General features: G+C 57.3%; 18 protein-coding genes, 1 tRNA gene and 1 pseudogene. 13 read left to right on the plus strand and 7 right to left on the minus strand.

Translation table 11 applies throughout. The annotated features are described in order from the left end of the window. Window positions 1–322 precede the first annotated feature (322 nt). Together mobC and QEV83_RS14520 are read left to right on the plus strand one after the other, a co-directional pair. Window positions 323–718 carry a plasmid mobilization relaxosome protein MobC gene (gene mobC / locus QEV83_RS14515; RefSeq protein WP_280128416.1) on the plus strand — a complete coding sequence of 132 codons (396 nt, stop codon included), beginning with the start codon at window positions 323–325 and terminating at the stop codon, window positions 716–718. Continuing rightward, window positions 699–2,291, plus strand: a complete 1,593-nt coding sequence (locus QEV83_RS14520; RefSeq protein WP_280128417.1) for a relaxase/mobilization nuclease domain-containing protein — start codon at window positions 699–701, stop codon at window positions 2,289–2,291. The genes mobC and QEV83_RS14520 overlap by 20 nt, the downstream gene beginning before the upstream one ends. Before the next feature lie 285 nt (window positions 2,292–2,576). Here the strand turns inward: QEV83_RS14520 and QEV83_RS14525 are convergent. Then, window positions 2,577–3,646 (minus strand): IS630 family transposase gene (locus tag QEV83_RS14525; RefSeq protein ID WP_280127821.1). Its coding sequence is split into 2 segments (ribosomal slippage): window positions 2,577–3,160 and window positions 3,160–3,646, totalling 1,071 coding nucleotides; the frame shifts between segments, so codons are not numbered across the junction. A gap of 416 nt (window positions 3,647–4,062) precedes the next feature. After that, the gene (locus tag QEV83_RS14530; protein WP_280131081.1) at window positions 4,063–4,986 is read right to left on the minus strand and encodes a LysR family transcriptional regulator; all 924 of its coding nucleotides are present in this window, start codon (window positions 4,984–4,986) and stop codon (window positions 4,063–4,065) included. Window positions 4,987–5,257: 271 nt separating this feature from the next. Between QEV83_RS14530 and QEV83_RS14535 the strand changes: the two are divergent. The 9 genes and pseudogenes from QEV83_RS14535 to QEV83_RS14575 all read left to right on the plus strand — a co-directional run. Continuing rightward, a pseudogene (locus QEV83_RS14535) lies at window positions 5,258–5,371 on the plus strand (oxidoreductase); the annotation flags it as partial. 175 nt (window positions 5,372–5,546) lie between these two features. After that, the gene (locus QEV83_RS14540) at window positions 5,547–6,296 is read left to right on the plus strand and encodes a glucose 1-dehydrogenase (protein ID WP_280128418.1); all 750 of its coding nucleotides are present in this window, start codon (window positions 5,547–5,549) and stop codon (window positions 6,294–6,296) included. Between the two features lie 143 nt (window positions 6,297–6,439). After that, window positions 6,440–6,871, plus strand: coding sequence for a nuclear transport factor 2 family protein (locus tag QEV83_RS14545; protein ID WP_280128419.1), 432 nt, complete (start codon window positions 6,440–6,442; stop codon window positions 6,869–6,871). A 52-nt stretch (window positions 6,872–6,923) separates the two neighbouring features. Beyond that, window positions 6,924–7,556 (plus strand): methyltransferase, encoded by a 633-nt coding sequence (locus QEV83_RS14550; RefSeq protein WP_280128420.1) that lies wholly within the window; start codon window positions 6,924–6,926, stop codon window positions 7,554–7,556. A 12-nt stretch (window positions 7,557–7,568) separates the two neighbouring features. Next, on the plus strand, window positions 7,569–8,003 hold the full coding sequence (locus tag QEV83_RS14555; RefSeq protein WP_280128421.1) for an ester cyclase: 435 nt from the start codon (window positions 7,569–7,571) through the stop codon (window positions 8,001–8,003). After that, window positions 8,000–8,626, plus strand: a complete 627-nt coding sequence (locus QEV83_RS14560) for an NADPH-dependent FMN reductase (protein ID WP_280128422.1) — start codon at window positions 8,000–8,002, stop codon at window positions 8,624–8,626. Before QEV83_RS14555 ends, QEV83_RS14560 begins: the two co-directional genes overlap by 4 nt. Window positions 8,627–8,734: 108 nt before the next feature. Next, a complete protein-coding gene (locus QEV83_RS14565; protein ID WP_280128423.1) occupies window positions 8,735–9,367 on the plus strand; it encodes a class I SAM-dependent methyltransferase in 633 nt (210 codons plus the stop codon). Between the two features lie 450 nt (window positions 9,368–9,817). After that, a complete protein-coding gene (locus tag QEV83_RS14570; protein WP_280128424.1) occupies window positions 9,818–11,026 on the plus strand; it encodes a site-specific integrase in 1,209 nt (402 codons plus the stop codon). 184 nt (window positions 11,027–11,210) lie between these two features. After that, window positions 11,211–13,049 carry a type II toxin-antitoxin system HipA family toxin gene (locus QEV83_RS14575; protein ID WP_280128425.1) on the plus strand — a complete coding sequence of 613 codons (1,839 nt, stop codon included), beginning with the start codon at window positions 11,211–11,213 and terminating at the stop codon, window positions 13,047–13,049. Between the two features lie 1,234 nt (window positions 13,050–14,283). Here the strand turns inward: QEV83_RS14575 and QEV83_RS14580 are convergent. From QEV83_RS14580 to QEV83_RS14590, 3 genes are all read right to left on the minus strand, one after another. Further along, the gene (locus QEV83_RS14580; protein WP_280128426.1) at window positions 14,284–16,278 is read right to left on the minus strand and encodes a hypothetical protein; all 1,995 of its coding nucleotides are present in this window, start codon (window positions 16,276–16,278) and stop codon (window positions 14,284–14,286) included. Between the two features lie 252 nt (window positions 16,279–16,530). Further along, window positions 16,531–17,772: a HipA domain-containing protein gene (locus QEV83_RS14585; RefSeq protein ID WP_348273230.1), complete on the minus strand. Its 1,242-nt coding sequence runs from the start codon at window positions 17,770–17,772 to the stop codon at window positions 16,531–16,533. After that, a complete protein-coding gene (locus QEV83_RS14590; RefSeq protein ID WP_280128428.1) occupies window positions 17,759–18,343 on the minus strand; it encodes a helix-turn-helix transcriptional regulator in 585 nt (194 codons plus the stop codon). Before QEV83_RS14590 ends, QEV83_RS14585 begins: the two co-directional genes overlap by 14 nt. A gap of 329 nt (window positions 18,344–18,672) precedes the next feature. On the opposite strand from QEV83_RS14590, the gene QEV83_RS14595 reads away from it, so the two are divergent. Continuing rightward, entirely contained in the window at window positions 18,673–21,906 is a 3,234-nt protein-coding gene (locus tag QEV83_RS14595) for an SIR2 family protein (protein ID WP_280128429.1), read from the plus strand. Between the two features lie 217 nt (window positions 21,907–22,123). On the opposite strand, the gene QEV83_RS14600 is transcribed toward QEV83_RS14595, so the two are convergent. Next, a complete protein-coding gene (locus QEV83_RS14600) occupies window positions 22,124–22,291 on the minus strand; it encodes a hypothetical protein (protein WP_156964460.1) in 168 nt (55 codons plus the stop codon). A gap of 572 nt (window positions 22,292–22,863) precedes the next feature. Here QEV83_RS14600 and QEV83_RS14605 point away from each other — a divergent pair. Next, entirely contained in the window at window positions 22,864–23,925 is a 1,062-nt protein-coding gene (locus QEV83_RS14605) for a tyrosine-type recombinase/integrase (protein WP_280128430.1), read from the plus strand. Window positions 23,926–23,974: 49 nt separating this feature from the next. On the opposite strand, the gene QEV83_RS14610 is transcribed toward QEV83_RS14605, so the two are convergent. Further along, window positions 23,975–24,050: transfer RNA gene (locus QEV83_RS14610), tRNA-Phe, on the minus strand. Window positions 24,051–24,131: the final 81 nt, after the last annotated feature.

Below are 24,131 nucleotides of genomic sequence, written 5' to 3' on the forward strand. Positions count from 1 at the left end.
ATCACGTTGGCAGTTCTGCAAATATGCCCTTTTGTTTCGGCGTATTCGATTCAACGACATCTACGACCATACCTATACATCTGAAAATATTAGCAAACTCAAATTAAATGCCTCGTTGATTGAAAAGTACAGAAATATTCAATATTGTACAAAGCTACAGGACTGGTTGTTTCTAACCCATAGAGTGCTTCCATAACTGTTGAAATCGTGAGTTGTATGGCCATATACTAAGTATAGGGGATAGCGAGCAATGTTTTTGTAATACAAAAACGCTCGTCAGGGGGGCGCCCCCTGAATCCCCGCTGGTAAGCGGCCATGACACATGACTCGACAAACACCCCCCTTCCGCAAAGGCGGCAGGCCTCGGAAAACCGACTCCGAAAAACGCAAGCTGCTTATTTCGGCTCGCGTGCGTCAGGACGAGATGGCGATCATCGAGGGACGCGCGGCGGAAAACAATATCCCGCTTTCGGACTTCGTCCGGGAGCAGGCGTTGTCCGGCGCGATCCTGGTCCGCAAGTCGCGTACGTTAAGCGCGATCGATCGGCACGACCTCGCCCGGATCGGCTCAAACCTCAATCAGATTGCTCGTGCCTGCAACGCGACCGGCGACACATTCCGCGCACGCCACATCGAGTCCATCCTGGACGAGTTGCGCCGCCTGCTCAGGCGCATCGACGCGCCGGGGCAGGCCTTGGATGAACTGGGCGAAGGGTAGAAACACCAGAGGGCGCGGGACGTCGTTCAAGGGCGCTCTTGTGTATGTCCTGCACGACAAGGACGCCCAAACCTCCGAGCGCGTCGGTTTCGTGGAACTGCACAATCTGGCGACTGACGAGCCGCACCGCGCCTGGCGCGAAATGAAAGCCCTGTGCGATGCCGCCGATGAGTTGAAGAAACGCTCCGGCGTCAAGGCCACCGGGCGCAAGCTGACCAGGCCGGTTTACGCTTTTACCCTCAACTGGCATGAGGCCGACAACCCCGATCAGGCCCATATGCGCGAAACCGCCTTCGACGCCTTGCGCACCCTCGGCATGGAGCATTGCCAGTCGGTCATCGTCGAACATACCGACCGTCCCCACAAGCATGTCCATGTCATCGTCAATCTGGTCGATCCTGAAATCGGCCAGGCCGTGTCCCTTTCGAACGACGCCCACAAACTTGATCGTTGGGCCGATAATTACGAAGTTACCCAGGGCGTTATTCGCAGTCCCGACCGGCGGGCAAAGTTTCATGCGCTCGACAATGGCATCGAGCCGCCGAAGCGACCGACCCAGGCGAAGTCGCGCGAGGAGTGGGAAGCCACCCGGACGCTCAACGGCGAAAAAGCAAAACAGCGTGCCGCCGACATCAAAGCCGCCTATGCCGCTCATGTCGCCAATTTAAAGGCAGCGCAGGCCAGCGCGTTCAAAGCGCGCAACGCCGAGTCCGAGAAACTATGGAACAGCTATACAGCCGACCGCAAGGCCGTGAACGATCGCTACCAGCCGTTCATCGACGCCATCTGGAAAGGTAGGCGAACAAAACCGCCACATCCCTACACCGAGCAGGCGCTTCACGACCTTCAGGAAAGCGCCGAATGGAAGCAAATCGGGCGCACGCAGTTTGCCCAGCGCCGCCTCTTCAACGCCCGCGAGCATTCCCTTCTTGGCGCGATCGGCAACGCCGTGCGCCTTCACTATGCGGCCATGAGAGAGCGGGGCGGCCTTGCCAGCCTGTTCAAGCTGATGATCAGCCCCGCTGCCCGCCGGAAGCAGTTTGAGCGACAGCAAGAAACCGAGAAACAAGCCCTGCGGAAGCGACAGGCGCAGAGCCGCAACGAGAGAGCGGCAACCCTGAAAGCGGCGCGCCGGGTTGAACTGGCGAAACTCTCGCAGGAATTCCAGAAGGACCTGGACGCCATGAAGACCCGCCACGCCTCCGAGGTCGCCGCACAGAAGGCGGTTTGGCGGCAGCTCGCCGCTGAACGCGAGAAGGTCTGGTCGGATTATCGTAAGGAGTTCCCAATTCCGGAGCCCCAGCAAGACAAGGGCGACCAGCAGCAATCTCATCGTGACGAGTTCCGGGAGGCCGCCTCCGGAACTGCCAAACCGGAACGCGAGCGGAAGGCCGATAAGAACCCGGGAAACGGAGCCGACCGTGCGCCGACTGTCGAAAAATCACCCCGGCGGGACTGGCGCGCCAGGCGGTCGGCGGCCGAGCGCAAAGCCGATGGATCATACAAAAAGCGGGACAGAGGCAAGGATGACGGCGGTCGCAGCCGGCAGCGCGATCGGTACGACCACGATTGATCGCCTGCATACGCCTGTAGGTTGTCCAAAAAACAGGTTTATAATAAGATATTGGAAACATTTGGCGCCGGGATCACAGAAAGCAGCGTGACTGAGACGAACGGGGATGACACTGGAAAGCATGACCGCCGCGATGGCCGACTACCGAAAGGCAGCTCATCCGGAAAGCCGGGTTTTGTTAGTCACAGACCTCACTATCTCGATCTTGATCAAGCCCGACAGCTTCTTGCTGAGATGAATATTCACCTGACTCAACGCCAGATAAAGCGCTCGTCATACCAAAGGTCATAGCGACTGACCGACGTGAGCCCATTCTCGCATCCCGATGGATGTGATTGTTTCAGGCTGGGCTATGAGCTTTCGCCAGGCGGCGCAGGCTGCGTCGATGATGGCATCGTAATTTTCGAAGACGGTGTTTGAGAGCCAGTTCTGACGCAGATACTGCCAGATGTTCTCGACCGGGTTCAGTTCCGGCGCGCGCGAAGGCAGGAAGATCGGCGTGATGTTTTCGGGCACGTTGAGCTGGCTGGTGGTGTGCCATCCGGCCCTGTCGAGCAGCAGGACGGCATGCGCACCCTTGGCGACGTTGTGCGAGATTTCGTCGAGATGGAGCTGCATCATGCCGGTGTCCGCATAAGGCAACGCGAGGGCCGCCCCAACGCCGCGGGCGGGGCAGATCGCGCCAAACAGATAGGCGTTGTCGTAGCGCTGGTCGGCGGGCTGCCTTGGCCTCGTTCCACGCCTGGCCCACTGGCGGACGAGGCCATTCTTCTGGCCGATCCGGGCTTCGTCCTGGAACCAGACTTCGACCGGCGTCGTCTCTGGCAGTTTGTCGAGATGAGCCTTCAGCGCGCGCGGGAAGTTTTTTTGAACGCCTCGACGATCTGTTCGTCCTGGGCTGGATGGCGCGGCCTTGCGCTGATGTGCGAGAAGCCGAGCTTCTTCAAAAGCTTTCCAACGTAGCGCTCGTGGAAGTCGACGCCGAACCTCTCGGCGATGATGCGCCTGAGGTCCACCCGGCGCCAACGCACGACGCCATCCTTCTCACGATCCGGCCCGGCCTCGACGATTGTCGCGAACTCGGCCAACTGCGCGGCTGACAGGCGCGGCGCGGGGCCCTCTGTCCAGTTGTCGATGAGGCCCTCTGGCCCGGTGGCGTTGAAGCGATGGACCCAGTCGCGCAGCGTCTGCCGATCCATCCCGCCGATCTTGGCCGCCGCCCTCCGATCCATCCCGTCCCGCACTGCCGCCAGCGATAACAGCCGGCGACTCTGGTTGACGTTCTTTGAGCGCCGGGCCAACACCCGAAGCTCCTTGGCCAAATAGTCCTCTCGCAATTTCACCGCTGATGGCATGGCGCGAATCCTCCGCGCCAAGGGAATCAGAAAACCGCCGCCAAGGGAATCCACTCAATGAGTCATCCCGCGGGGCCATTAGTATCAGACATGAACGCGAATGGAAAACGCAAGCTACCCTGGTTCATCGATCCCATCGAGGGACGGCTCAAAATTGATAGGAACGCGCTGTTGAGCGCTTATTTCAATAGGCAGGTCGATGCGGAGCGCAATTGTGAGTTCTAGTGGCCGAAATCCGACGCTCGGTATCCGCCGCGACAAATGACGGCTTTCGACCCTACCAAGTCATCGGCGAATAGGGCCGCCAATCCCCAAGCCAGTCATTCGCCAGTGCGGGCTGATAGCGGCTCTGCGCCACATTCGGTCATTCGTGCCAAAGTTTCTTTGCTCCTAAAAGCCGCCATGCCGCCATTCGGTCATCTGGCCGGCGACGGCTGCACCGTCGCCTCGCGCGATACGGACAGCCCCGCGAGAAGCGGCGCGTATGCGGCGAGCCTGCGGGATACGAACTCCGTGAAGAGCCGGACACGCTTGGTCTTGCGTGTCTCCCCCTGTGTGAGAAGCCAGAGCGTTCCGTACATGTGGAGGTCGGTGCCCGGCACCCTCACCAGTAGGGGGTCGACATCTCCGACGAAACACGGCAGCGTCGTGATCCCGAGCCCTTGCCGTACAGCAACGATCTCCGCCGCGGCGTCCGTGGTCCTGAACGGAACTCCCGTGGTGCGAACCTCACCCTCGCTGGCCCACTCCGGAATGCCATGCATGCTTATGACGATCCACCGGATGGGATCAGGCGCGCCCGCACGCCACGCGGCGAGTCTATCGCGGGATATGTAGACGCCGCCGAACAGCTCCGGTCCCTTCAGGCCGTGAAGATTGAGCGGCAGGGTTTTGCGGTCGTAGACGACGCGGATCGCGACGTCGGCCTCGCGGTTGGTCAGATTTGCCAGCTCGCCGGACGACAAGATTTCCATCTCGATGTCCGGATGCAGACGCGCGAACTCGGCGAAGTCCGGGATGAGCAGGTGTGTCGCGAGGATTGGTGTCAACGTCACCCGCAGAAGCCCGCGCACGCTCTGGTCACGGCCGAAGACGCGCGTCTCAAGCTGGTGCGATGACGCTTCCATCTGGTTCGCGAGCTCGAGGACCTCCTCGCCCGCAGCCGTCAAGCGGTAGCCCGAAGGCAGCTTTTCGAACATCTGCGCCCCGAGGCGTTCCTCGAGCTGGGCGATGCGTCGCAGCACGGTCGCGTGGTTCACTCCGAGACGCTTGGCGGCGGCCCGCACTGAGCCTCCGCGCGCGGCGGCAAGAAAGTAGCGAACGTCATCCCAATCGATCATGGTGCAATCCGGCACCGCAGGGTGCGCCTTCCAAAGCCTAACTCATCGTACAGCCGTACGAGCGCTCATCGTAACACAGGTCGACGAGCGCGGCCCAATTCCGAACGGCGGAACCTTATCGTCGCGGCTGCCGTTAGTAGCTGTACCGGATCGATTTCGCACCACCGATGTGCGCGCTTCCGCACTCACCGCCTTACCCCGGCAGACCCATGTTGAAGGTCTCGGGCGCGTTCCCGAGTGACCAAGGCGGAAGCCTGGAAGGATGCACGACATGACCGGACTGAATGGAAAGACCGCTGTGATCACCGGCGCCACCGGCATCGGCCTCGCCTCGGCAAAGCGATTCATCGAGGAAGGCGCCTTCGTCTTCATCTTCGGCCGCCGGTAGGAATCTCGATGCGTTCCGCGATCGCTTGATGGAGCGTCCCTCGCTGAAAACCGCGATGACCCATGAGGGACTGATCTAGCGAGGGCGTTTTCGCGGGAATCGGGGGGATTTGTATCGCAACGGGGCATGAATGCCCTCCCGAAGATAATTAGAAAGCATGAAAGGAAAAGTCATGGGAAAGCTCGACAGTAAAGTTGCAGTCATCACGGGCGGATCGAGCGGTATTGGCTTGGCCACTGCTAAGCGCTTCGTGGAAGAAGGCGCGCATGTCGTGATTACTAGTCGACGAGAAAAAGAGCTGAAAGAGGCCGCAGCCCTTATCGGAAAAAACGTCACGACGGTCACGGGTGATATAACGCGCCTTGAGGATTTGGACCGGCTCTATGCCGTCGTGAAAGAGAAACACGGTCACATCGATGCACTTTTCGCAAATGCCGGCTGGGGTGAAGTCTCACCACTTGGAGCGGTTACCGAAGCTCATTTCGACAAAACCTTCGATTTAAATGCGAAGGGAACATTCTTCACCGTCCAGAAGGCTATTCCCCTCTTCAAAGATGGAGGTTCGATCATCCTGACCACTTCGGTCGCGAACGTAATGGGATTACCAACGTTTGCTGTCTATGCCGCGACTAAGGCGGCTGTGCGCAGTTTTGTGCGTAGCTGGGCCATGGAACTAAAAGACCGCAAAATCCGTGTGAATGGGGTAAGCCCCGGACCCATCGAAACTGCGGCACTTGAGAAAGCGGGCATCCCCCCTGAAATGATGGAACAAGCGATAGCAGGGTTCACCACGCAGGTTCCGCTCGGACGCAGAGGCAAGCCCGAGGAAATTGCGGCTGCCGTGGCGTTTCTTGCCTCCGAAGAAAGTTCATACATAACCGGCGTAGAACTCGCCGTCGATGGAGGCATGGCGCAGGTCTAATCAAGGCTCACCTTATCTTCCAGAATGTGTTCAAGAAGGAGCAGTAATCGATTTGCGACCGTGTGATTTGCCTCGAGACGGAATGGTTCCGAAATGTCCGATCTAATCGGACACTAACTCTAATATGCAAAGGAGAGACCACAATGAGCACCGAAAAAAATGTACAGGTTGTGAAAGATTTCTTGGCTGCCATGGGCAACTACAATGAGCGCGATGATGAGCCTGACCTGCTGGCGTTGGTTACCGAAGATATCCAGTGGATCATACCGGGCAAAGACTGGCCGCTGGCAGGCACGTATCGCGGACACAAGGAATTGGCAGCGTTGATTAAGAAGGCATCTCAAGAGGTGGACATGAAATTTACCACGCCCCCTGAATTCGTGGCACAGGGAGACCGGGTGATGGTCGTCGGCGTCGCTGAAGGAAAAATCTATGCGACGAATAAGCCGTTCTATGACGAATGGGTTTTCGACTTAACTATTCGCGATGGTAAAGTCGCGCGCTTCAAGGAATATATTGACACGCAAGCACTAGCACGCGCCGCGCAAAAGGGCGCGTCCGAGTTGGCTGCGTAGCACTAGACGCCGTACGCTTTTTCGAATGCGAGAAAGTTAAAGGAGAAATCAGATGTACGACCAATCCAAGCAATCCGAGTTGATCCGGTTCTCACGAGTCGAATTGGGCTCAACGGTCCTCGACGTTTACCCGAGCGGAGGCGATTGGACGCGGCTGTTCTCCGACATTGTGGGAGCTAAAGGGCGTGTCTTCAGCTTCGTGCCGACCGAAATCACCGATGTCATGAAAGATCAGTTTGGCAAAGTGCAGGCGCTGGCGAAGGAACCGGGCCGAGAGAATGTCGAAGCCGTCTCGGCCGACCTCGTTGCGATGCCGAAGGTCACGAAGCCAGCGGATCTTCTATGGCTGCATCTGTTTTACCACGATCTCCACACCAAGCTGATGGGGGCCAAGGGCGCGACGGCGGCCGACTTCAACCGAGCCGTCCACGAGCGACTGAAGCCCGGTGGGTTCTATGTCATTGTCGACCATGCCACCGCCGCCGGGGCGGGTACGAGTGACGCCCAATCGCTGCATCGGATTGACCCTGTATCCGTTCGCAAGGAGGTAGAGGCCGCAGGCTTCGTGCTGGACGAGGAAAGCACCATGCTCGCGAAGAAGGACGATCCGCATTCCGTCAAGGCGTTCGATTCATCGATCAAAGGCAAGACCGACCGCTTCGCCTATCGGTTCGTGAAGCCCTGACAGGCACTCAAGATGCATAATAATGAAAAAATTATCAGAGACCTCTATGCCGCCGGAGAGGGGCAAGCACTGGATACCGCGAAGTTTGTCTCCATGTTCTCTGACGAAGGATTTATGTTGGATATGGCTTCCGGCACGAAGTTCCGCGGGAAGGCCATTGGTGAATCCATTGCTGGCTTGGCAAGTGCATTCCCGGACGTCCACCGTGAGTTACTTAGCATCTACGTCGCGGAGAACGTCGTTGTGGTCGAAATCGCCATTCGGGGTACGCATAAAGGTGATCTGATTCTACCTACCGGAACACTACCTCCAACGGGCAAGACAATCGATGTCCCAGGGTGCGATGTTTATCACCTTGAAGGCGGGAAGATCGCATCCTTTCATTGCTACTATGTGCCTTCCTTAATGCAGCAGCAACTTGGCGAAAAAAATATGAGGTTATCATGACCACCAAACCCCGCATCGCCATCGTAATTGGCTCGACCCGGCCCGGTAGGTACGCCGACAAGGCCGCTGGCTGGATGCTGAAACAGACCCAGGCCCGTGACGACCTCGTGGCGGAGCTTGTCGACCTGCGCGACCATCCGATGCCCTTCTTCGATGAGAAGGGGCCGCCTATGTCGACGCCCAGCGAGAACGCCGAGGCATTGCGCTGGCAGAAGACACTCGCCCGATACGACGGCTTCGTTTTCGTGGTGGCCGAATACAACAGCTCGATCACGGGTGTGCTGAAGAATGCGCTCGACCAAGCCTATAAGGAGTGGGGACGGAAGCCGTTCACTGCCATTGGTTACGGCGGGGCCGGAGCGGCGCGCGCGATTGAGCATCTACGCCAAATCACGAGTGCGCTGCAAATGGTTTCGACCGCCCCCACCGTCAACATTGGCGGCGCCGATTTCATGTCGACCTCCCCGATGGGTGCAAACAAGCCCATCGAAGACATCGAGGCACACCTGCTTGCCTCCACGAAGTCGGCTTTGGATGAGCTCGTCTGGTGGGCCCATGCGACGATGGCGGCGAAAGCCGCTGAAGCTTCATATCGGCGCGACCCGAACGAGCTGGCGGCGTAGCGCTGGCCACCTGCGGCCATCGGGCCCAGGGTAGACGATGGATCCAGCCGTGGATTGCCCCTCGCACGCCGCCCGCTCGTCGAATGCCCAACCGTACAGGAGATCCCGATGTACGACCAATCCAAGCTATCCGAGTTGATCCGGTTCGCCCGCATCGATGCGGGCTCCACCGTGATCGACGTGTACCCAGGCGACGGAGACTGGACGCGCCTCTTCTCCGACGTCGTGGGACCCGAAGGACGGGTCTACAGCTTCGTGCCGGCCGAAGTCGCCCACTTCAAGACCGATCCGGTCGGCCGCATGCGGACGCTTGCGAAGGAGCCAGGGCGGGAGAACGTCGATGCCGTCTCAGCGGATCTCTTGGCGCTGCCGGAAGCCACGCAACCAGCAGATGTCCTGTGGCTGCACCTGTTCTACCACGATCTCCACACCGCGCTGACCCAGGCCAAAGGCGCTACGGCGACCGACTTCAATCGAGCCGTCTACAAGCGGCTGAAGCCCGGTGGGTCATACGTCATCGTCGACCACGCCGCCGCCGCAGGGGCGGGCACGAGCGACGCCCAGTCGCTGCATCGGATCGACCCTGCGTCCGTCCGCGAGGAGGTGGAGGCGGCGGGCTTCGTACTGGACGCGGAAAGCACCATGCTCGCGAACGAGGACGATCCGCACTCGATCAAGGTCTTCGATCCCTCGATCAAGGGCGAGACCGATCGCTTCGCCTACCGATTTTTGAAAATCTGACACTGACACATTCCCCAACGATGAGGTAGGCTCTCTTATGGGAGGCGGCTTTGACAAGCACGATGACCGCAAGCACGATGACCGATTGTGGGTCGGTTTCGGAACGACAGCTTACCGCAGAAGTTGGTTGAAACCGGATCGGCCGCTGTAGGCCAGACCTCGCCATTCGCCGGAATGTCCGATCTCGACACTTCCTCCCTGCAAGCGGATCGTCAGAAACCCACCCTTTGCTGCCCTTTTGGTCGAGTATTAAGTGTTGGGCTTTATCTACTAGCCACCGTCGAGCATCCGGGTTCGGACCCGGCCTTGGACCCACCCGGCCATTGCCTCAAGGGAGCACAAAACCTGAAAATTGTCTGTTTCCAGAAGCGGGGCGCAAATCAATATTAGAATGCGTATTGAACGTAGAAAATCTTGCTTAGCGCGGCGCGCCTAACGTATTGTTCGCTTATGGCAGATATTAGAAAAAGAAAAGGCACGAAGGGCGTAACGTATCAGATTCGATACCCAAGCAACGAAGCCAAATCCGGCTACACATACGCGTCCTTTGACACGTTGAAAGAAGCCCGCGCCTTCTCTCAAAATCTCGGTAGTCTGCCCAAGCGCCCTTCGGCTGGCGTTATTACTGTCTCCGAGGCGGTTACGCGTTGGCTCGATATTTGTGAAAAAATCGGCCGCGATGGTCGCGAGAAAGTCGAGCCGGAAACCTTCAAAGAGTACCGCCGTCGCGGACGCGTGATTCAGGAATATACTTGGACGAAGAATCTGCCTGAGCTTGAGCCGTCCGATGTCGTGCACTTCCGCAACTGGCTTTTACAAACAAAAAGTCGCGATTTGGCACGGCGTACGCTTTCGTCGTTTCACTCGATCATCATCGAAATGAAGCACCAGGGGTTCATCAAGGACGATCCGGTCGCACACATCACCATCAAAACCAGTGGCCGCTACGAAGATGAGGAGTCCGAAATCGAGATCCCGTCCGATAATGAAATCCGGGATATTTACGCCGCCGCCGACATCATGGGCGATAAAAACGATTACATGCAGAAATGCTGGCGGCGCTATCGGCCCATGATCTATCTCGCCGGCTTCTCAGGTATGCGTCCCTCGGAAATTCGTGGTCTGGCGTGGCCGCATATCACCGAGACGGCGGTGCATGTGAAGCAGCGTGCCGACAAGACGGGCATCATCGGTCCGGTGAAATCCAAAGCCGGTAAACGCACAATCTATCTGCCGCGCATCGTCACCGATATGGTGTTCGAATGGCAGGAGTACTGTCCGGACTCGAAGTACGATTTGGTTTTCCCGACGGATTCCGGCAGGCCTGTGGCCCTTAATAATTTCCGTGCTGGAGCCTGGCTGCCGTTAATGGAGGAAGCGGGACTGATGAGGACGGAGAAGATCGACGGCAAACGCGTCCGGCGTCCGATGTATTCGCCCTATGCGCTGCGGCACTATTTCGCCAGCAAACTGATCGAGAAGGGCAAGGATCTGAAGTTCATCCAGCACGCGATGGGGCATTCGAAGATCGAGGTTACGCTCAACGTCTATGGGCATCTGCTCAAAGGCCGCGATGAGGCGCACAAGGGCACGGCGGAAGAGTTGGCAGCGGAGATTCTCGGGAAACCTAAACGGGCATCATCGGAGGCCAGCGTGTAACCGTTGCCTTTTGCCGTCCGCACACTAGCCATTCGAGGTGGGTTTTCGCGTGTCTGGCAGAACTCCGATTAGTCATAAAATCTAACTTTCCCGTATGTGAGATACGCAAAAGTTAGAATATTCTTGAAATTTATGCCAAAATCTCCTAACTTATCCGTATGTGAGATACGCGAAAGTTAGAAAAATGGCCCTTCATCTCGTCGGCGAAACAATAGACAAGACCCGCAGCCATTACCAGGCCGAGACGGGGAAGCTCGTTCAGCTTATGCGGGGCATTTACGTGGATGCGGGTGATGATGCCGATGCCACGGTGCTCAGGCATGCCATCCGTATTGCAAAATACCTCTATCCTCGTGCCTATCTGTCGGGGGCCAGTGCGGTTCTTTTAGCGCCGACCCGTGACGGCCGGCTCTTTCTAAGCGGCCGACGTATTCAGCGCACCCGCATCCGGACGTTGGAAATCATCCAGAACGAAGCGCCGAAGCATCCGTCTATCGGTTCAGCCGTCATCGACGAGGGCATGGGTGAATTTCATATAAACGTTTCTTCCATTCGTCAGCGCTTCCTTGAAGGATTTCGTCTGCGCAGCGAGCATGCGGCCTCGATCGATGAGGACATGCGCGATGCTATCGCCCTCCGTCTGGTCGAAGAGTACGGCAGTCCTAAAGCGGCAGCGGATGCGCTTTGGGCGCTGGCCCGCGAGAATGAATGGTATCGCGAAGGGGAGCTTGCCGAGCGGTTTCTTCTCCATCGTCCCGCCGTAGCACCGGCAAAAAACCAGGCCGCGCTTGATCTGATCGTCGCGTGGCATGGCAAGCCGGTCGGTCACCTGCGTCACGACGGATTTGAATGGCGATGGAACCCGATTGAAGATGGCGGCCCGCCGCTCATCAGGCAGACCACGCCCGGCAAGTTACCGCCGTTCATTGTGTCCCTGTTGCCGGAGGGCTGGCTCGAAACTGTCCTCAAAGACAAGGACGAGCGCGCGCTGCTGCGGTCAGGCAGGCGCTACATGTCGAATATCACAATCGTGGAGCAGCAAAACGAGCTGGCCGCTCTACCCCCTGATGTCCTGCTGACTCGCCTGGAACAATTCACAACGGACGGGACGTTTACCGGCCGCTACGCCGGTCCGGGCCGCAGCGATATCGAAGAAAGCTTCGAGCGCAATCTGGCGCAGATCTACGAGAGCGCCGATACGCCACGGCTATCGGGCGTCCAGATTAAAGCGCCGATGTATCTTGATGCTGGCGGCGCCCTTTCGCCCAGTACCAGCAACCCGTTTACGCACATCCTGAAGCCTGCTGGAACCAGCGGATACGACGCTCTTCCCATGATCGAATGGCTGGATATGGCACTTGGCAGAGCGGCCGGTTTTGCGACACCTGCCACGGCGCTTGTCGCCATGCCAGACGGCATGCCACCGGCGTTGATTGTCGAACGGTTCGACATACGCGAAAGCCTCGACGACAGCCGCATGCTGGCGCTCGAAGATTTTTGCTCCGTGCTCGAACTTCCGACACAGGACAAATACAAAGGGACGATGGAGCGCGTTGCCCGTGCTATCAGGCCCCTCTCGACAGCACCCGAAGAAGACCTTCTGATCGTTCTCAAGCGCGCGCTTTTCGCCTGGTTGATCGCCGATGGTGACATGCACCTCAAGAATATGGCACTTCTCAAGATCGCAGAGCCGGGGGAGCAAAAGTTCCGGAGCGTTCGGATAGCGCCACTCTACGACGCCGTGACCACGCGTGTTTTTCCGCGCCTGAAGCACGATCATCTGGCGCTCAAACTCAACGGCAAGGACGACAGGCTCCGTCGTGCCGACTTTCGCGCGTTCGCTGCCACGGCCGGATTGAAAGCGGGGGATGCTGATGCGGCGATCGATCAAATGCTGGGGCAAATGAAAGAAGCGATAGACCGGATCGCGCTGCCCAAAGCGCTGGACTACGAAGCAGAACACGAGAAAATGGCGCTGCAGCTTTTCGACATCTGTCGCAGTCGGATAGAGTCGTTTGCATGAGTGACTCTGTGGCAAGTTTCCTCGGGTGCCACATACGGAGAAAAGGCACAAAAAGGCCCACACCTAGCTTATTCGAAATTAGGCTGCCTTCATTGCTTGTGGCGAGTTGTGGCGAATCTGGAGACAGACATCTGATTACGCAACAAAATAAACAGCCTTCCAAGCTGGCTATGAGGGTTCGATTCCCTTCACCCGCTCCATTTGAGAAATCAATGGGTTGCGACCTGATATTTTTCGGAATCAAGCAAAAAACAGCGATTTTTGCCACAAAAAACGCCCCGCCAAAACCCGCAGAAATCCGCGATTCTCCGAAGCGGTCCGTCTCGGCCTGTGGCGAGTTTGTGGCGAATTTGATTCTTCTGATCACTGTTGAAGCGGACGCTTGATTACACCTCGGTGTTCCAGTTCGATAACAAATCTTATTGTTTGAGTTACCTGAGTGGGGCAGCTACGCTGCAGCCTGATTCACCTTTTTGGCTCTCGTTCGAGAACATGACCTATGCTTTCCTATCTTACGGCAGAAATCGCATTTCTTCGCACACTCGGAAACCGGTGCCTTCTCCTCTTATTTCTCTGCGCCTTGACTAGGACCGGTCAAACAGCAGGGAATGGCTCCTTCTTAGGCATTTCGATTGCGGTAAGCCCGGGAGTGATCGTCATCGGGGGACCCGTTCTCGCGATTCTATTCCTCCTCTCAACGAAGTTGGAATCCGATAGCCTTGAAGTTGCGAGGTACGAGATCCTCGAAGAGATTCGCAGCAAAGGAATGCGAAGGAGTGGCGGGTTGCACTATCTCCTTTTTGCGTTCCCAACCCTTGCTGCGATCTTTTTTGTTGTTCAGTTTTGCACCGACTTAGTCCCGGCGTCGGTGCCTTGCATCGGATTTGATCACCTAAGGTTTCTCTACGACTTTTCACTGCAGGGCGGGTTCGCGTCCAAGATGTGTATTCAGGACGTGAAGGACAACATGCCGTGGATTTACCCTCCGCTTCAGTTTTACCTCTACTTCGCTGTAATCGTAGTCTGTGGCTGGCTCAGCTGGTCTTTGGTACGACAATGGTCAAAATATCGCTAGTGCACTGACGCTGACATAGGGTTCACTGTGACGTGGACGTGCGAGTCTGGGACCACGCCCCACACGCCGGTTCAGTGGTTTGGCGATTAGACGGTACACCAGATTGCGCCCCAGAGGCTCCTTTTGAAGTAGGCCGGCACGACTGCGCGGACCCATGACTTAAGGGCACCAGTTGTGTTTGCAGTAGTTCCGGACCGGCTTTTTGACAGTATTGACCACCGTCCCGGCCGCCTTTCCCGGATCGCTTCTCCCGAATGAACCAGGTGGGTCGTTGATCCACTCCTTCAGCTTTTCTTTGTTCACTTCGCGGGGAATCCTGTTCGCCATCTCCTTGGTAAACTTGCCGATGCTTACCATGAACTTCACAATCTCGTTGTTCGGTCCAATGCGAACGTCACCGAACGTGATTTCGGTCGAACCGTCATCCGCGCACGAACTTGGGCCCGGTTGCGCGATCGCCGCTCGGATCTTGTCCCGTTGCTGTGCCAGAACCGTCGCATCAACCGGGTGTTGGGATGGAGCCACTTCAAGCTCTGCGCCAACAAGCCAGCCCGATGTTGTCGCCTTCGCGTCCATAACCGCGATTTTCGCCCTCATATATCGCCATGCCGGTTCCACCGTCACCTTGCGCGTCTTCAGGTCCACCACGCGCGCACTGCCGTCGGTGTTCCAGCCGTCGATGGTCCGCGGCAAGTCGTCGAAGATTGGGGCCGGTGCCATGACCGAGAGATCAATGGGCTGGTGGCGTATAATGCCGATCGATGGAACCGTCATCCACCCGAAATCAGTCTTGGCCTTGCCATCTGTCTTCAGTTCGACGGTAAGCGAACCACACCTTCCTTTGGGTCTGGCGACCAACACCCGAGCGCCGTCCACGGCGTCCGCCGTAAACGCGATGGTCGCACCTAGCCCCGCTGAGGCATTCCCGACAAGACCGACCGAGGTGCCTACACCACCCCCGATCAGAGGGTCGACGTGTACGTGCACTTTCGCATCTGCATGAACATCGACGCGCGTTTCCACGTCGAGCCCGACATCGGCGATCCATTTTGGCGTGAGCCGATTCACGAGCGCGCTGCCTGTTACCGAATTGTTGTCCACGAATTCTGCAAACGCTCCCCCGTCGCCTAGGACATCGTCGCGCCATTTCTTTTCAGCAATGCGTCCCTCCACCTTGGTCGATCGGAACGAGACACTCCGCAGGTCTGGCGGCAAGGCAGCGACTCGATTTGCAGCGGAGAGCAGCAGTTCGGAGCCAATCCAGACGACTGCGTCGTCTGCTGGTAAACCGACCACTTCAAGTTTCGACTGGATTTCCTTGGTCTCGCGCACCAGAATCTCCTGCGAGCGTCCGGCAGGATCTTGAAGGCGAGAAATTCCGTCGATCGGTTTATCGGACGCCAGCAGCCATAGCCCACCCTTCAAAAAAAGGGGCGACACAGCCTTCAGCTCCTGGGCCAACTTGATCGGGTGTAGTGTCAGTGAGTAAGTCAGTTTGGAGCCGAGATCCTTGTTGATTGGGGCGGTCCCGGTCCGTTCGCCGCCGAGGTCCGCCGAAACGCCGTTTGGTACAGGCAGTTCGATCGGTGCGCTACCGATCAGTTCGGCGAGGAGCTCGCCTGCGATGAGGTCCGACGCTAGTTTGCCGCCCTTCAAGTCGAAGCCGTACCATCCGACCTCTGGTACGATTTCAATGGGGATCAACCCGAAACGGAGGATCGCAGTCCGCTTGTCTTTTTGACTGATGCCCGCGAAGACCAACTCGGCCACAACTTTCGCCTTCAGCGCCGCGTTTCGGCTTGGTGAAGTGGCGCTGAGCGCGATCTCGACTTCTAAAAAAGAGGGTTTGGACCGGATCGACAGGTCGCCAAAGGTTAAGGTGACATCGTCCTTCTCGGACGCGATCCGCATGCCCTTCAGGGTGGAAGCCGCCGCGAGCAGACCTCTGTCTGACAAGAATAGGCCCGCGCCCCAAGCGTCCGGAATGGCTCCGACGGAATAAACTTTTTCAGCTAGCTTGGCGCTTTGCCATTCGAGAGTGGCGCGGTCCCTCTCGTAAAGAATCTGCGACTTCCCATGCCAGATCCAGAGCCCGGCGGCCAACGCGGCGGCGCTTGCCACCATAAAAATCGCCAACATTGAAAACCAGCGCATTATTACCTCCCAGGGTGACTGAAATATCCGGCTGGAGCGGTCGTGCTGATGGCGCCTGACAATTGCGAATTAAGATAGCGTACTTTGAGGGCGGGCACGACAACCCCGCGAGAACGCTTGGTGCTGGCTATCTGGTCGCTTGGATTTGCATTTTTATCTATGGAAATCGGCATCTGTGAATTCTCGGTTTCGCCAATTTTGCTTTTCCAGCTCCCTAAATCTCGTTGACTAATGGGTTTTGGACTACGCAGCTCAGGCATTGGACCGCAAAAGCGCCAGCTTTGCCATATGCGCCTCGACGGCGTCGATCACGCTTTTCCCCAGCGGCAAGTGCCCTTTCTCGGACGCCCACAGATCGCGGAAACGCGCGACGGTTTCAACTGCTGTATCGCGCACCAGCTTTTCTGGCAGACGCGCCTTGGCGGCGAGGTAATCAAGTTCGTCCAGCGAGAATTCACTCATGCGCTTTGTGCGGGCGTATTTGATAGCCGCGTACTCGTCGGGAATGTACGGGATCGTTGACAGAAAGTCATAAGCCGGCGCAAGCGCAGGCGTGCGCCGGTCGGGGTAGATCAGTGACCAGTTTTTCACATGCATGTCGGCATTGCCGATCAGCGTATTGAAGACCAGCCGGCGGATAAATTCCGCGACGGCGTCATCATCGGTTTCAACACCGAGCACGGTTGCGATATTGCGTGCACTCGCTTTCTTGTATTTGTCGTCGGGCCAGATCCCGAACACTTGCGCAAAATCCTCGATATGCACCGGCCCTTCATCGGTCCGGTCGAAGCGCCGCACTGCGAGCGCGGGACCGCTGAGATTGCCGATGCCTTCCGGGAGGCCATCAATCGCATCGAGATCGAGCAGCTGGACCTCGGGGACATCCATGCCAAGGCGCGAGGCCAAAGTCATCATTGAGAACTCGTTCTCAGGTACGCCTGCGAAGCGATCGGAAGGAAGCTTGACGATCCACGAGCCGCCTACACCTTCGGCCGGAATAGTCAGGCCGCCATTCTTGCCTGTGTTTTTGACGGCCGAGAATTTGATCTGGACCCCAGCAAGCGAGAAGCGCAGTGCATTGCGGCGGCTGCGTTTGCGTTCCTCGGCGTCTTCTCCTTCGGGTCCCGGCGGCCAAGCTTCTCCATTAGCCGGACGGATGGTTAAAGCGCCTGGCAGGTCGCGGCCGAGAATCCAGAGGAGGAAGAATTCGCGTTTCGGGCTCACACCCGCCCGATTTGCCAGATAGTCGCGGAGGGGGCCTTCCGGCAGCAAGTTTGAGAAGAACGGTGGGACGACAGCTTGAGTCGGGGCGATATCGGTCAGGATATTACCGAACTGGTCCTTAAACGATAGACTCAAGGTAGGCCGGGCGGGATCGTCAATGTAAGCCTGGTTAAAGGCGAAGAGCGTCCTGCCACCCTGTACGAGCGTCAGGGTACCGATCGGATTGCTATACAGAAGGACGTCGAGGACAGAGACATCAGGCATCGTCATCCTCCTGATCCAGGCTGTATGCAGGGTGCGGCGGCTCTGGGACGGCATGCGCGATCCTGTTGCGCAGAGTCCGTAACTGTTCCGTGGTGCGGCGGATTTCGGAGAGTGCTTGGGGTCCTTTCTGAATCTTCTTCAGCCTGTCAGTCGCGTTGCGTATAGTTGTCAACTCAGCGCTATCGAGCTGAAAATTCGCGAGTTCGCGGACCGTTTGGGCGAGGCGCTCCAGATCGGCGATCTCCGGATGGAGCCGGGCTAGCTTTGTGACCGCTGTTTGCGCCCGGTTAACCACGGTTGCCTTTTGCCGTGCTTCGGCAGAGCCCTGCACTGCGACGCTGCGGATGATGCCGTCGACGGCAGGCATGAGCTTCCGCGGCACGAGCGCGAGTTCAAGATCGAGTGCGCGCGCGAGCTCAACGAGGCTCGAGAGCTTAAGGTCCGAGCCGCCGCTCTCGATCTTGGAAATATGGCTCTGAGGGACACCGATCTTAGCGCTGAGGTCCCGCTGGCTCAGACCTTTCGCCTCACGAGCCGCCTTGAGGGCCCCGATAATTTCTTCGTTCGCATAGTTCATGATATGTCCTAGCATATCTAATTTTTAATTTGATATGCTAAAATATATCATACGTCGCTGCTGTATGCAAGATACGATATGCGCTAGCCGATCAAAATAGCTATATGATATGTTTTTACATATCAAAGGCCTTCAACGGTACCCGCGTCGAGGTTTGAGTAAGGCGTCTTTTACTAAGTCAGGTTGGGCAACGCGCAATCTTCTCAAACCTTGAACGGAGATTGAACTTATCGGTTTTCCTTGTCGTGCCTGGTCTCCCACCGACTCCAGCGTTTTCCTCGAAGTATAGATATGGTATGTTTGATTTCTTTTACCTCAGGATATAGCGTATGAAGCGAATGTCTGTTGAACAGGCCACAGTTCAGATCTCGGAGACACCGTCCGCACTATCGGGGCAGACCGCCGAGAATCTTATCCTTTCGCTCGATGCTTTCGTCCGGTCATTCGGGGTCCAACGCTCACCCTTGGCCTTATTTCTCGGCGCCGGAGCGTCGACGACATCAGGCATCCCCTCGGCAGAAATGTGTATCTGGGAGTGGAAGCGACAAATCTTCCTGACCAACAACCCGGGCCTCGAAGATCAATTTGCCGAACTCTCCTTGGAAGGTGTCAGGCGTAAAATTCAGCATTGGCTGGACCGGCAGGGCGGCTATCCGAAAGAGCAGGCGTCCGAAGAGTATGGCTTCTATATCAAACGTTGCTTTCCCATCGCTTCCGATCGAAGCGCTTTCTTCCAACGGAAGGTCCGAGATGCTCAATCTCACATCGGCTACCGACTGCTCGGACACCTGGGAGAGGCGGATCTAATCCGCACTGTATGGTCCACTAACTTTGACGGCCTTCCGGCCCGTGCAGCCGCCGGTCGTAATCTTACAGTGCGTGAAGTTGGGATCGATAGCCAAAGCCGTATATCTCAAGTGCCAAGCACCGGCGAGTTGCTGTGCGTCTCGCTTCACGGCGACTACCGTTACGATGACCTGAAGAACACGCCTGAAGAGCTGCAGACCCAAGAAGCTGCATTGCGGCAGGTCCTCGTCAACGACTTGCGCAACACTTCTCTGATCGTTTGTGGATATAGCGGGCGCGATCATTCTGTTATGGACGCGCTCGACGACGCTTACGCGCACGATGGCGCGGGGGTCCTTTACTGGTGTGGCTTTAGCGATCGTGACGTTCCTGAGAGGGTTGCTTCGCTCATACGAAAGGCACGCGCCAGCGGGAGACAAGCCTTCTACGTCCCCAGCATGGGGTTCGACGATCTCCTGACGAGACTTGTCTTGCACTGCCTTCAAGGGGAACGGCGCAAGGCTGCCAACGACTGTCTCGAAGAGTTTTCCTCCAATGATCTCGTCTCCCGCGAACCATTCCGGGTGCAAAAATTCCGGGCGAGCACACTCATTAAAAGCAACGCGTTTGCGATCGAATGCCCGGCAGAGGTTCTGCAGTTTGATTTGCAGCAATGGCCGCCAAATGGTGAGGTCACATCCCACATTCGCGAAAGGCTTGCTCAACGTGCGGCGGTGGCCCTGCCGTTCAAGGGCAAGGTCCTTGCTCTTGGAACCATTGACGAGATCAAGGAGGCATTCGGAGACAATATCAAGGGGCCGATTGAGAGAACGCCGATCACCCCCTCGGAACTACAATATGACGAAGGCGCCATAGTTTCGCTCTTGCGGCAGGCGCTGGTGCGCTCGATGGCTGACGTCGCGGGGCTCGCGACCGACGGGCGAAAGGAGATTTGGAAACTTACCCCTGACAAGAAAGTCGCTGATGACGGCAAGACTTATCAAGTGTTCTCATCGGTCCAGATATTTCTTCGTCGTATTGGAGGCATTCAGTATCTCGTCCTGAAACCGTCTCTCAAGGTCCTGGACATTGCAGGCACCGAGGTTGCACCGGAAATCGCCAATCCGATAAAGCTGAGCATTCTCGGTTGGCAGCATAACAAGCCCTTCAATCAGGTTGTGAACAATTGGCGCACGCTACTTTTCCAAAAGGATCAGGAAACCACCATATTCGAATTTCCGCATAACTGTGGATCGACATTTAAGTTCAAGATCAGGCGCTCGCCGGCGTTCGGCGAAATCGGTCTTCCTCACGGCGGATCGTCTGTGAATGTGCCAGCGAAGTTGCAGCCGCTTCTAAAATACCAAGGACTGCAACTGTCAGAACCGCAATTGGTGTTTTCCAACAAGGCCGGCACTGGCCCTGTCAAAGGTCCTCATCCCATCCGCGGCATCGTCGAAAATCGCCCCTACGACTATCCGCTAACCGCACACGGGATGGCGACAACTCTTCGCGTGGGTGTTATTTGCCCAGCATCGGAAGCCGGTGCGCTTCATGCGTATCTTCAAAAAATCCATCAGCGACATAGCCCCGGTTCCACCGAGACGGACTATCTCGTGGATTATCCAGGCTTCGCGGCTGCCTATGGTTTGCCGATCGAGTTGCCGGAACCCGGACATCGAGGATGGGTCGTCTGTCCAGAGCCATCGTCAGGCGATCCGCAAGCGGCGTCCTTGGAGGTCGCACGATTGATCAACCAAGGCGTGGAGAAGCTTCAATCGATTTATGCGCCCCATGTCGTCCTGATCTTCTATCCGAGTCGTTGGAAGACTTTTCAGGGTTATCGCAACGAGGTTGAGCATTTTGATGTGCATGACTTCGTCAAAGCGTATTGTGTTCAGCGCGGTACCGCTACGCAGTTTCTCACTCAAGAAACCCTTGCAGACGGTTATCAATGCCGTGTCTGGTGGTGGCTATCGCTTGCCTTGTACGTCAAAGGCATGCGCACCCCATGGGTTCTGGATAGCCTGGCGCAAGATACGGCGTTTGTTGGTTTGGGTTTCAGTATCGACCCCAATGCCGAGCGGGGGCAACACGTCGTTCTCGGATGCAGCCATATCTACAGCGCGAGGGGGGAAGGACTGCAGTACCGTTTGAGCAAGGTGGAGAACCCCATAATCCGGCATGGCAATCCGTTTATGTCGAAGGATGACGCCCGGCGTACAGGCGAAACCATCAGACAGCTCTTTTTCGATGCCCGGTTCAAACTCCCGGATCGTGTCGTTTTGCACAAACGGACTCCATTCAACAAGGACGAGCGGGAAGGACTTGCGGAAGGCCTGCGCGGCGTTCGTACTCTCGACATGATCGAAATACAGATCGACAATGCTCTTCGTTATGTCGCCTCCGTTCCCGGTCGTGACGGTGCGGTGGATGAGGACAACTACCCCGTACGGCGGGGCACCGCGATGAAACTTGACGACTGGACGGCGTTGGTTTGGGTGCATGGAGCGACTACCGCCCTGGATTCCCGCCGTAAGTATTTTCAGGGCAAGAGACGGATTCCTGCGCCATTAACGGTCAGACGACACGCAGGAAAAACGGACCTTCAGCAGATTGCCGAAGAAATACTCGGGCTCTCAAAAATGAACTGGAACACTTTCGATCTTTACACCAAGTTTCCGGCGACCCTTCAATCGTCCAACGAAATCGCACGTATTGGATCACTACTCCAAAGATTCGGCGCATCGTCGTACGACTACCGGCTCTTCATTTGAATTTAGCGGCACACAGCGCGTCCGGATGCCCGGCCGCGCGCTAGGTGCGCCATAAAGCAGCGCTTCCGGAGTAGCCACTCGGTGTCTCGCCATTCGGTGACGCTCTCTCGGTTGATCGCCGAGAAGCGTTCGGCGGCCCTGTCGGTTCATGGTCCGGTCACATATCATTTCTGGCCAAGCTTATTGCCCGCAATACGAAGCTGGGCGGGACCCTTGTTTAAGGTGTCGGCGGCTTCGGTCTGCGGGCATTGAGCGCCCGTCTCAGACTTTCGAGGGCCATCAGCGCTTCCTTGCGCTGAGCTTCGTAAAAGCCGATCGCGCGGACGGCCTGCTCAAAGAGCGCCTTCAGTTCGGCTTCGGTTCTGTATCTGGTTCGGTTCGTCATTGTCGTTCCTTTCGTCCATGGTGTTGTTCACGGGCGTTGGAACAGCGGCGGGCCAAACAGCACCCTGTAAGGGCCGAAACGTCAGAGGAGGAGCTTCACGCTTGCCACAAGGAGAGCCGCTACAAATGACCATCAAAGAGCAAAAACAAATGGACGGGGGAGGGCAGGGGCAACTTTGACCAGATCGCGACCAGGAATCCGGACTGCCGCGCCACTACGTTGAGCATGACGGCACTTGACGCCGTTTTCCGACGCAAAGCAGCGCATATGAACCGTGTACAGGGCTCCGAGAAAAAGTCTGAAATTGCGCAATGGCCACAGGGGTAATGACCCGATGGCTCGCGTTCGCACCATAGAGCCTCGTTTGCTGGATCGCTCCCAGGCAGCGGCCTATTGTGGTATAAGCCTCGCCGTTTTCACGGCGCGATGTCCGGTGCAGCCTCTGGCGATGGGGCAGGGGAAGAGGCTGGAACGCTACGACATCCGCGACCTGGACGACTGGATAGACAGGCTTGGCGCGCGCGGCGCGACCTCTGAAACCGTGGATTGGCTCGAAAAGATGGACGCCCCTCATGGGAACGCTCGTTCGGGTAAAAGGGATTAGGCGCTGGCGGCACCCCAGGACCGGCATATGGTATTGCTACCATCGTAAATCCGCGACGCCGATCCAGGCCGAATTCGGATCGCCGGCTTTTTTCGCCGAGCTGGCCGCCATTGAAAAAAGTCAGCAACTAAAGACCGCCAGGCCGGGAACATTGGGCCTCGCGATAGATGCCTATCACGGGACTCCGGCTTGGGCCGCCCTGCGACCCAAAACCCGGGTCTCCTATGAGCGGGCCATCGCCATCCTTGAGCCGCTCCGCGACATGCCTTTGATCGCGTTGAATCGCTCGACGATCATACGCCTTCGCGACGAGAAGATTTTTCCCAAACACGGCCGATGGATGGCGAACTATGTCGTCACGTTTCTTGGCATTCTGCTGCCGTTTTGCCGGGATTATGATTTCATCAAAGAGAACCCGCTGGCCGAGCGGGTCAAAAAGATCCGCAAGCCGCGGGACGGTTTGGTCCAGAATCGACCCTGGACGGAGGAAGAATGCCGGATCGTTCTGGAGAAAGCGCCTCCGCATATTCGCGTCCCGATCGCTCTTGCCATGTGTGCCGGTCTCCGCAAGGCCGACGTGTTGACCGTGACCAAGGCGGCGATCGCCGGAGGCATGATTACGGTGACGACGGCCAAACGGGAAAAAGAAATTTCGGCGCCCATTCATCCGCTCCTGGCCGACGCCATACAGGCGCTTCCGGCAAGCGATGCGGTGCAAATCGCCGTGAACTCATTTGGTCAGCCGTGGTCGGAGACCGGCTTCAATTCGTCCTGGTCGAAGTTCCGTAACAGCCTTCGGAGTGAGGGCCTGATCGGCCCTGGCCTGACGATCCACGGCCTTCGCCATACCTTGGGAACACGCCTGAAAGAGGCCGGCGCCGATGATGGGATGATCGCCGACATCCTCGGCAACACCATTCCGCGGCACTATTCGAGCGGCGCGAAACTTTCCCAGAAAGCCAAGGGAATCGTCGTCAATTTGAGCCTGGACGGAAACAAATCGCGACCAAAAGTGTCTACACCGGACTGAAAAAGTGTCTACACGGTGAAAACGCAAATCGCTAAGTTATTGATTTTGCTGGTGCCCAGGGGCGGAATCGAACCACCGACACTGCGATTTTCAGTCGCATGCTCTACCAACTGAGCTACCTGGGCGCCGCCGGAACTCTGGAGAGCCTCCGGGCAGCGGCGGTTATAGAGGAGCGATGAGCCAATTGTCTAGCGCCCGCGGGAACA

This window comes from Methylocapsa sp. D3K7, from assembly GCF_029855125.1.
Taxonomy (GTDB): domain Bacteria; phylum Pseudomonadota; class Alphaproteobacteria; order Rhizobiales; family Beijerinckiaceae; genus Methylocapsa.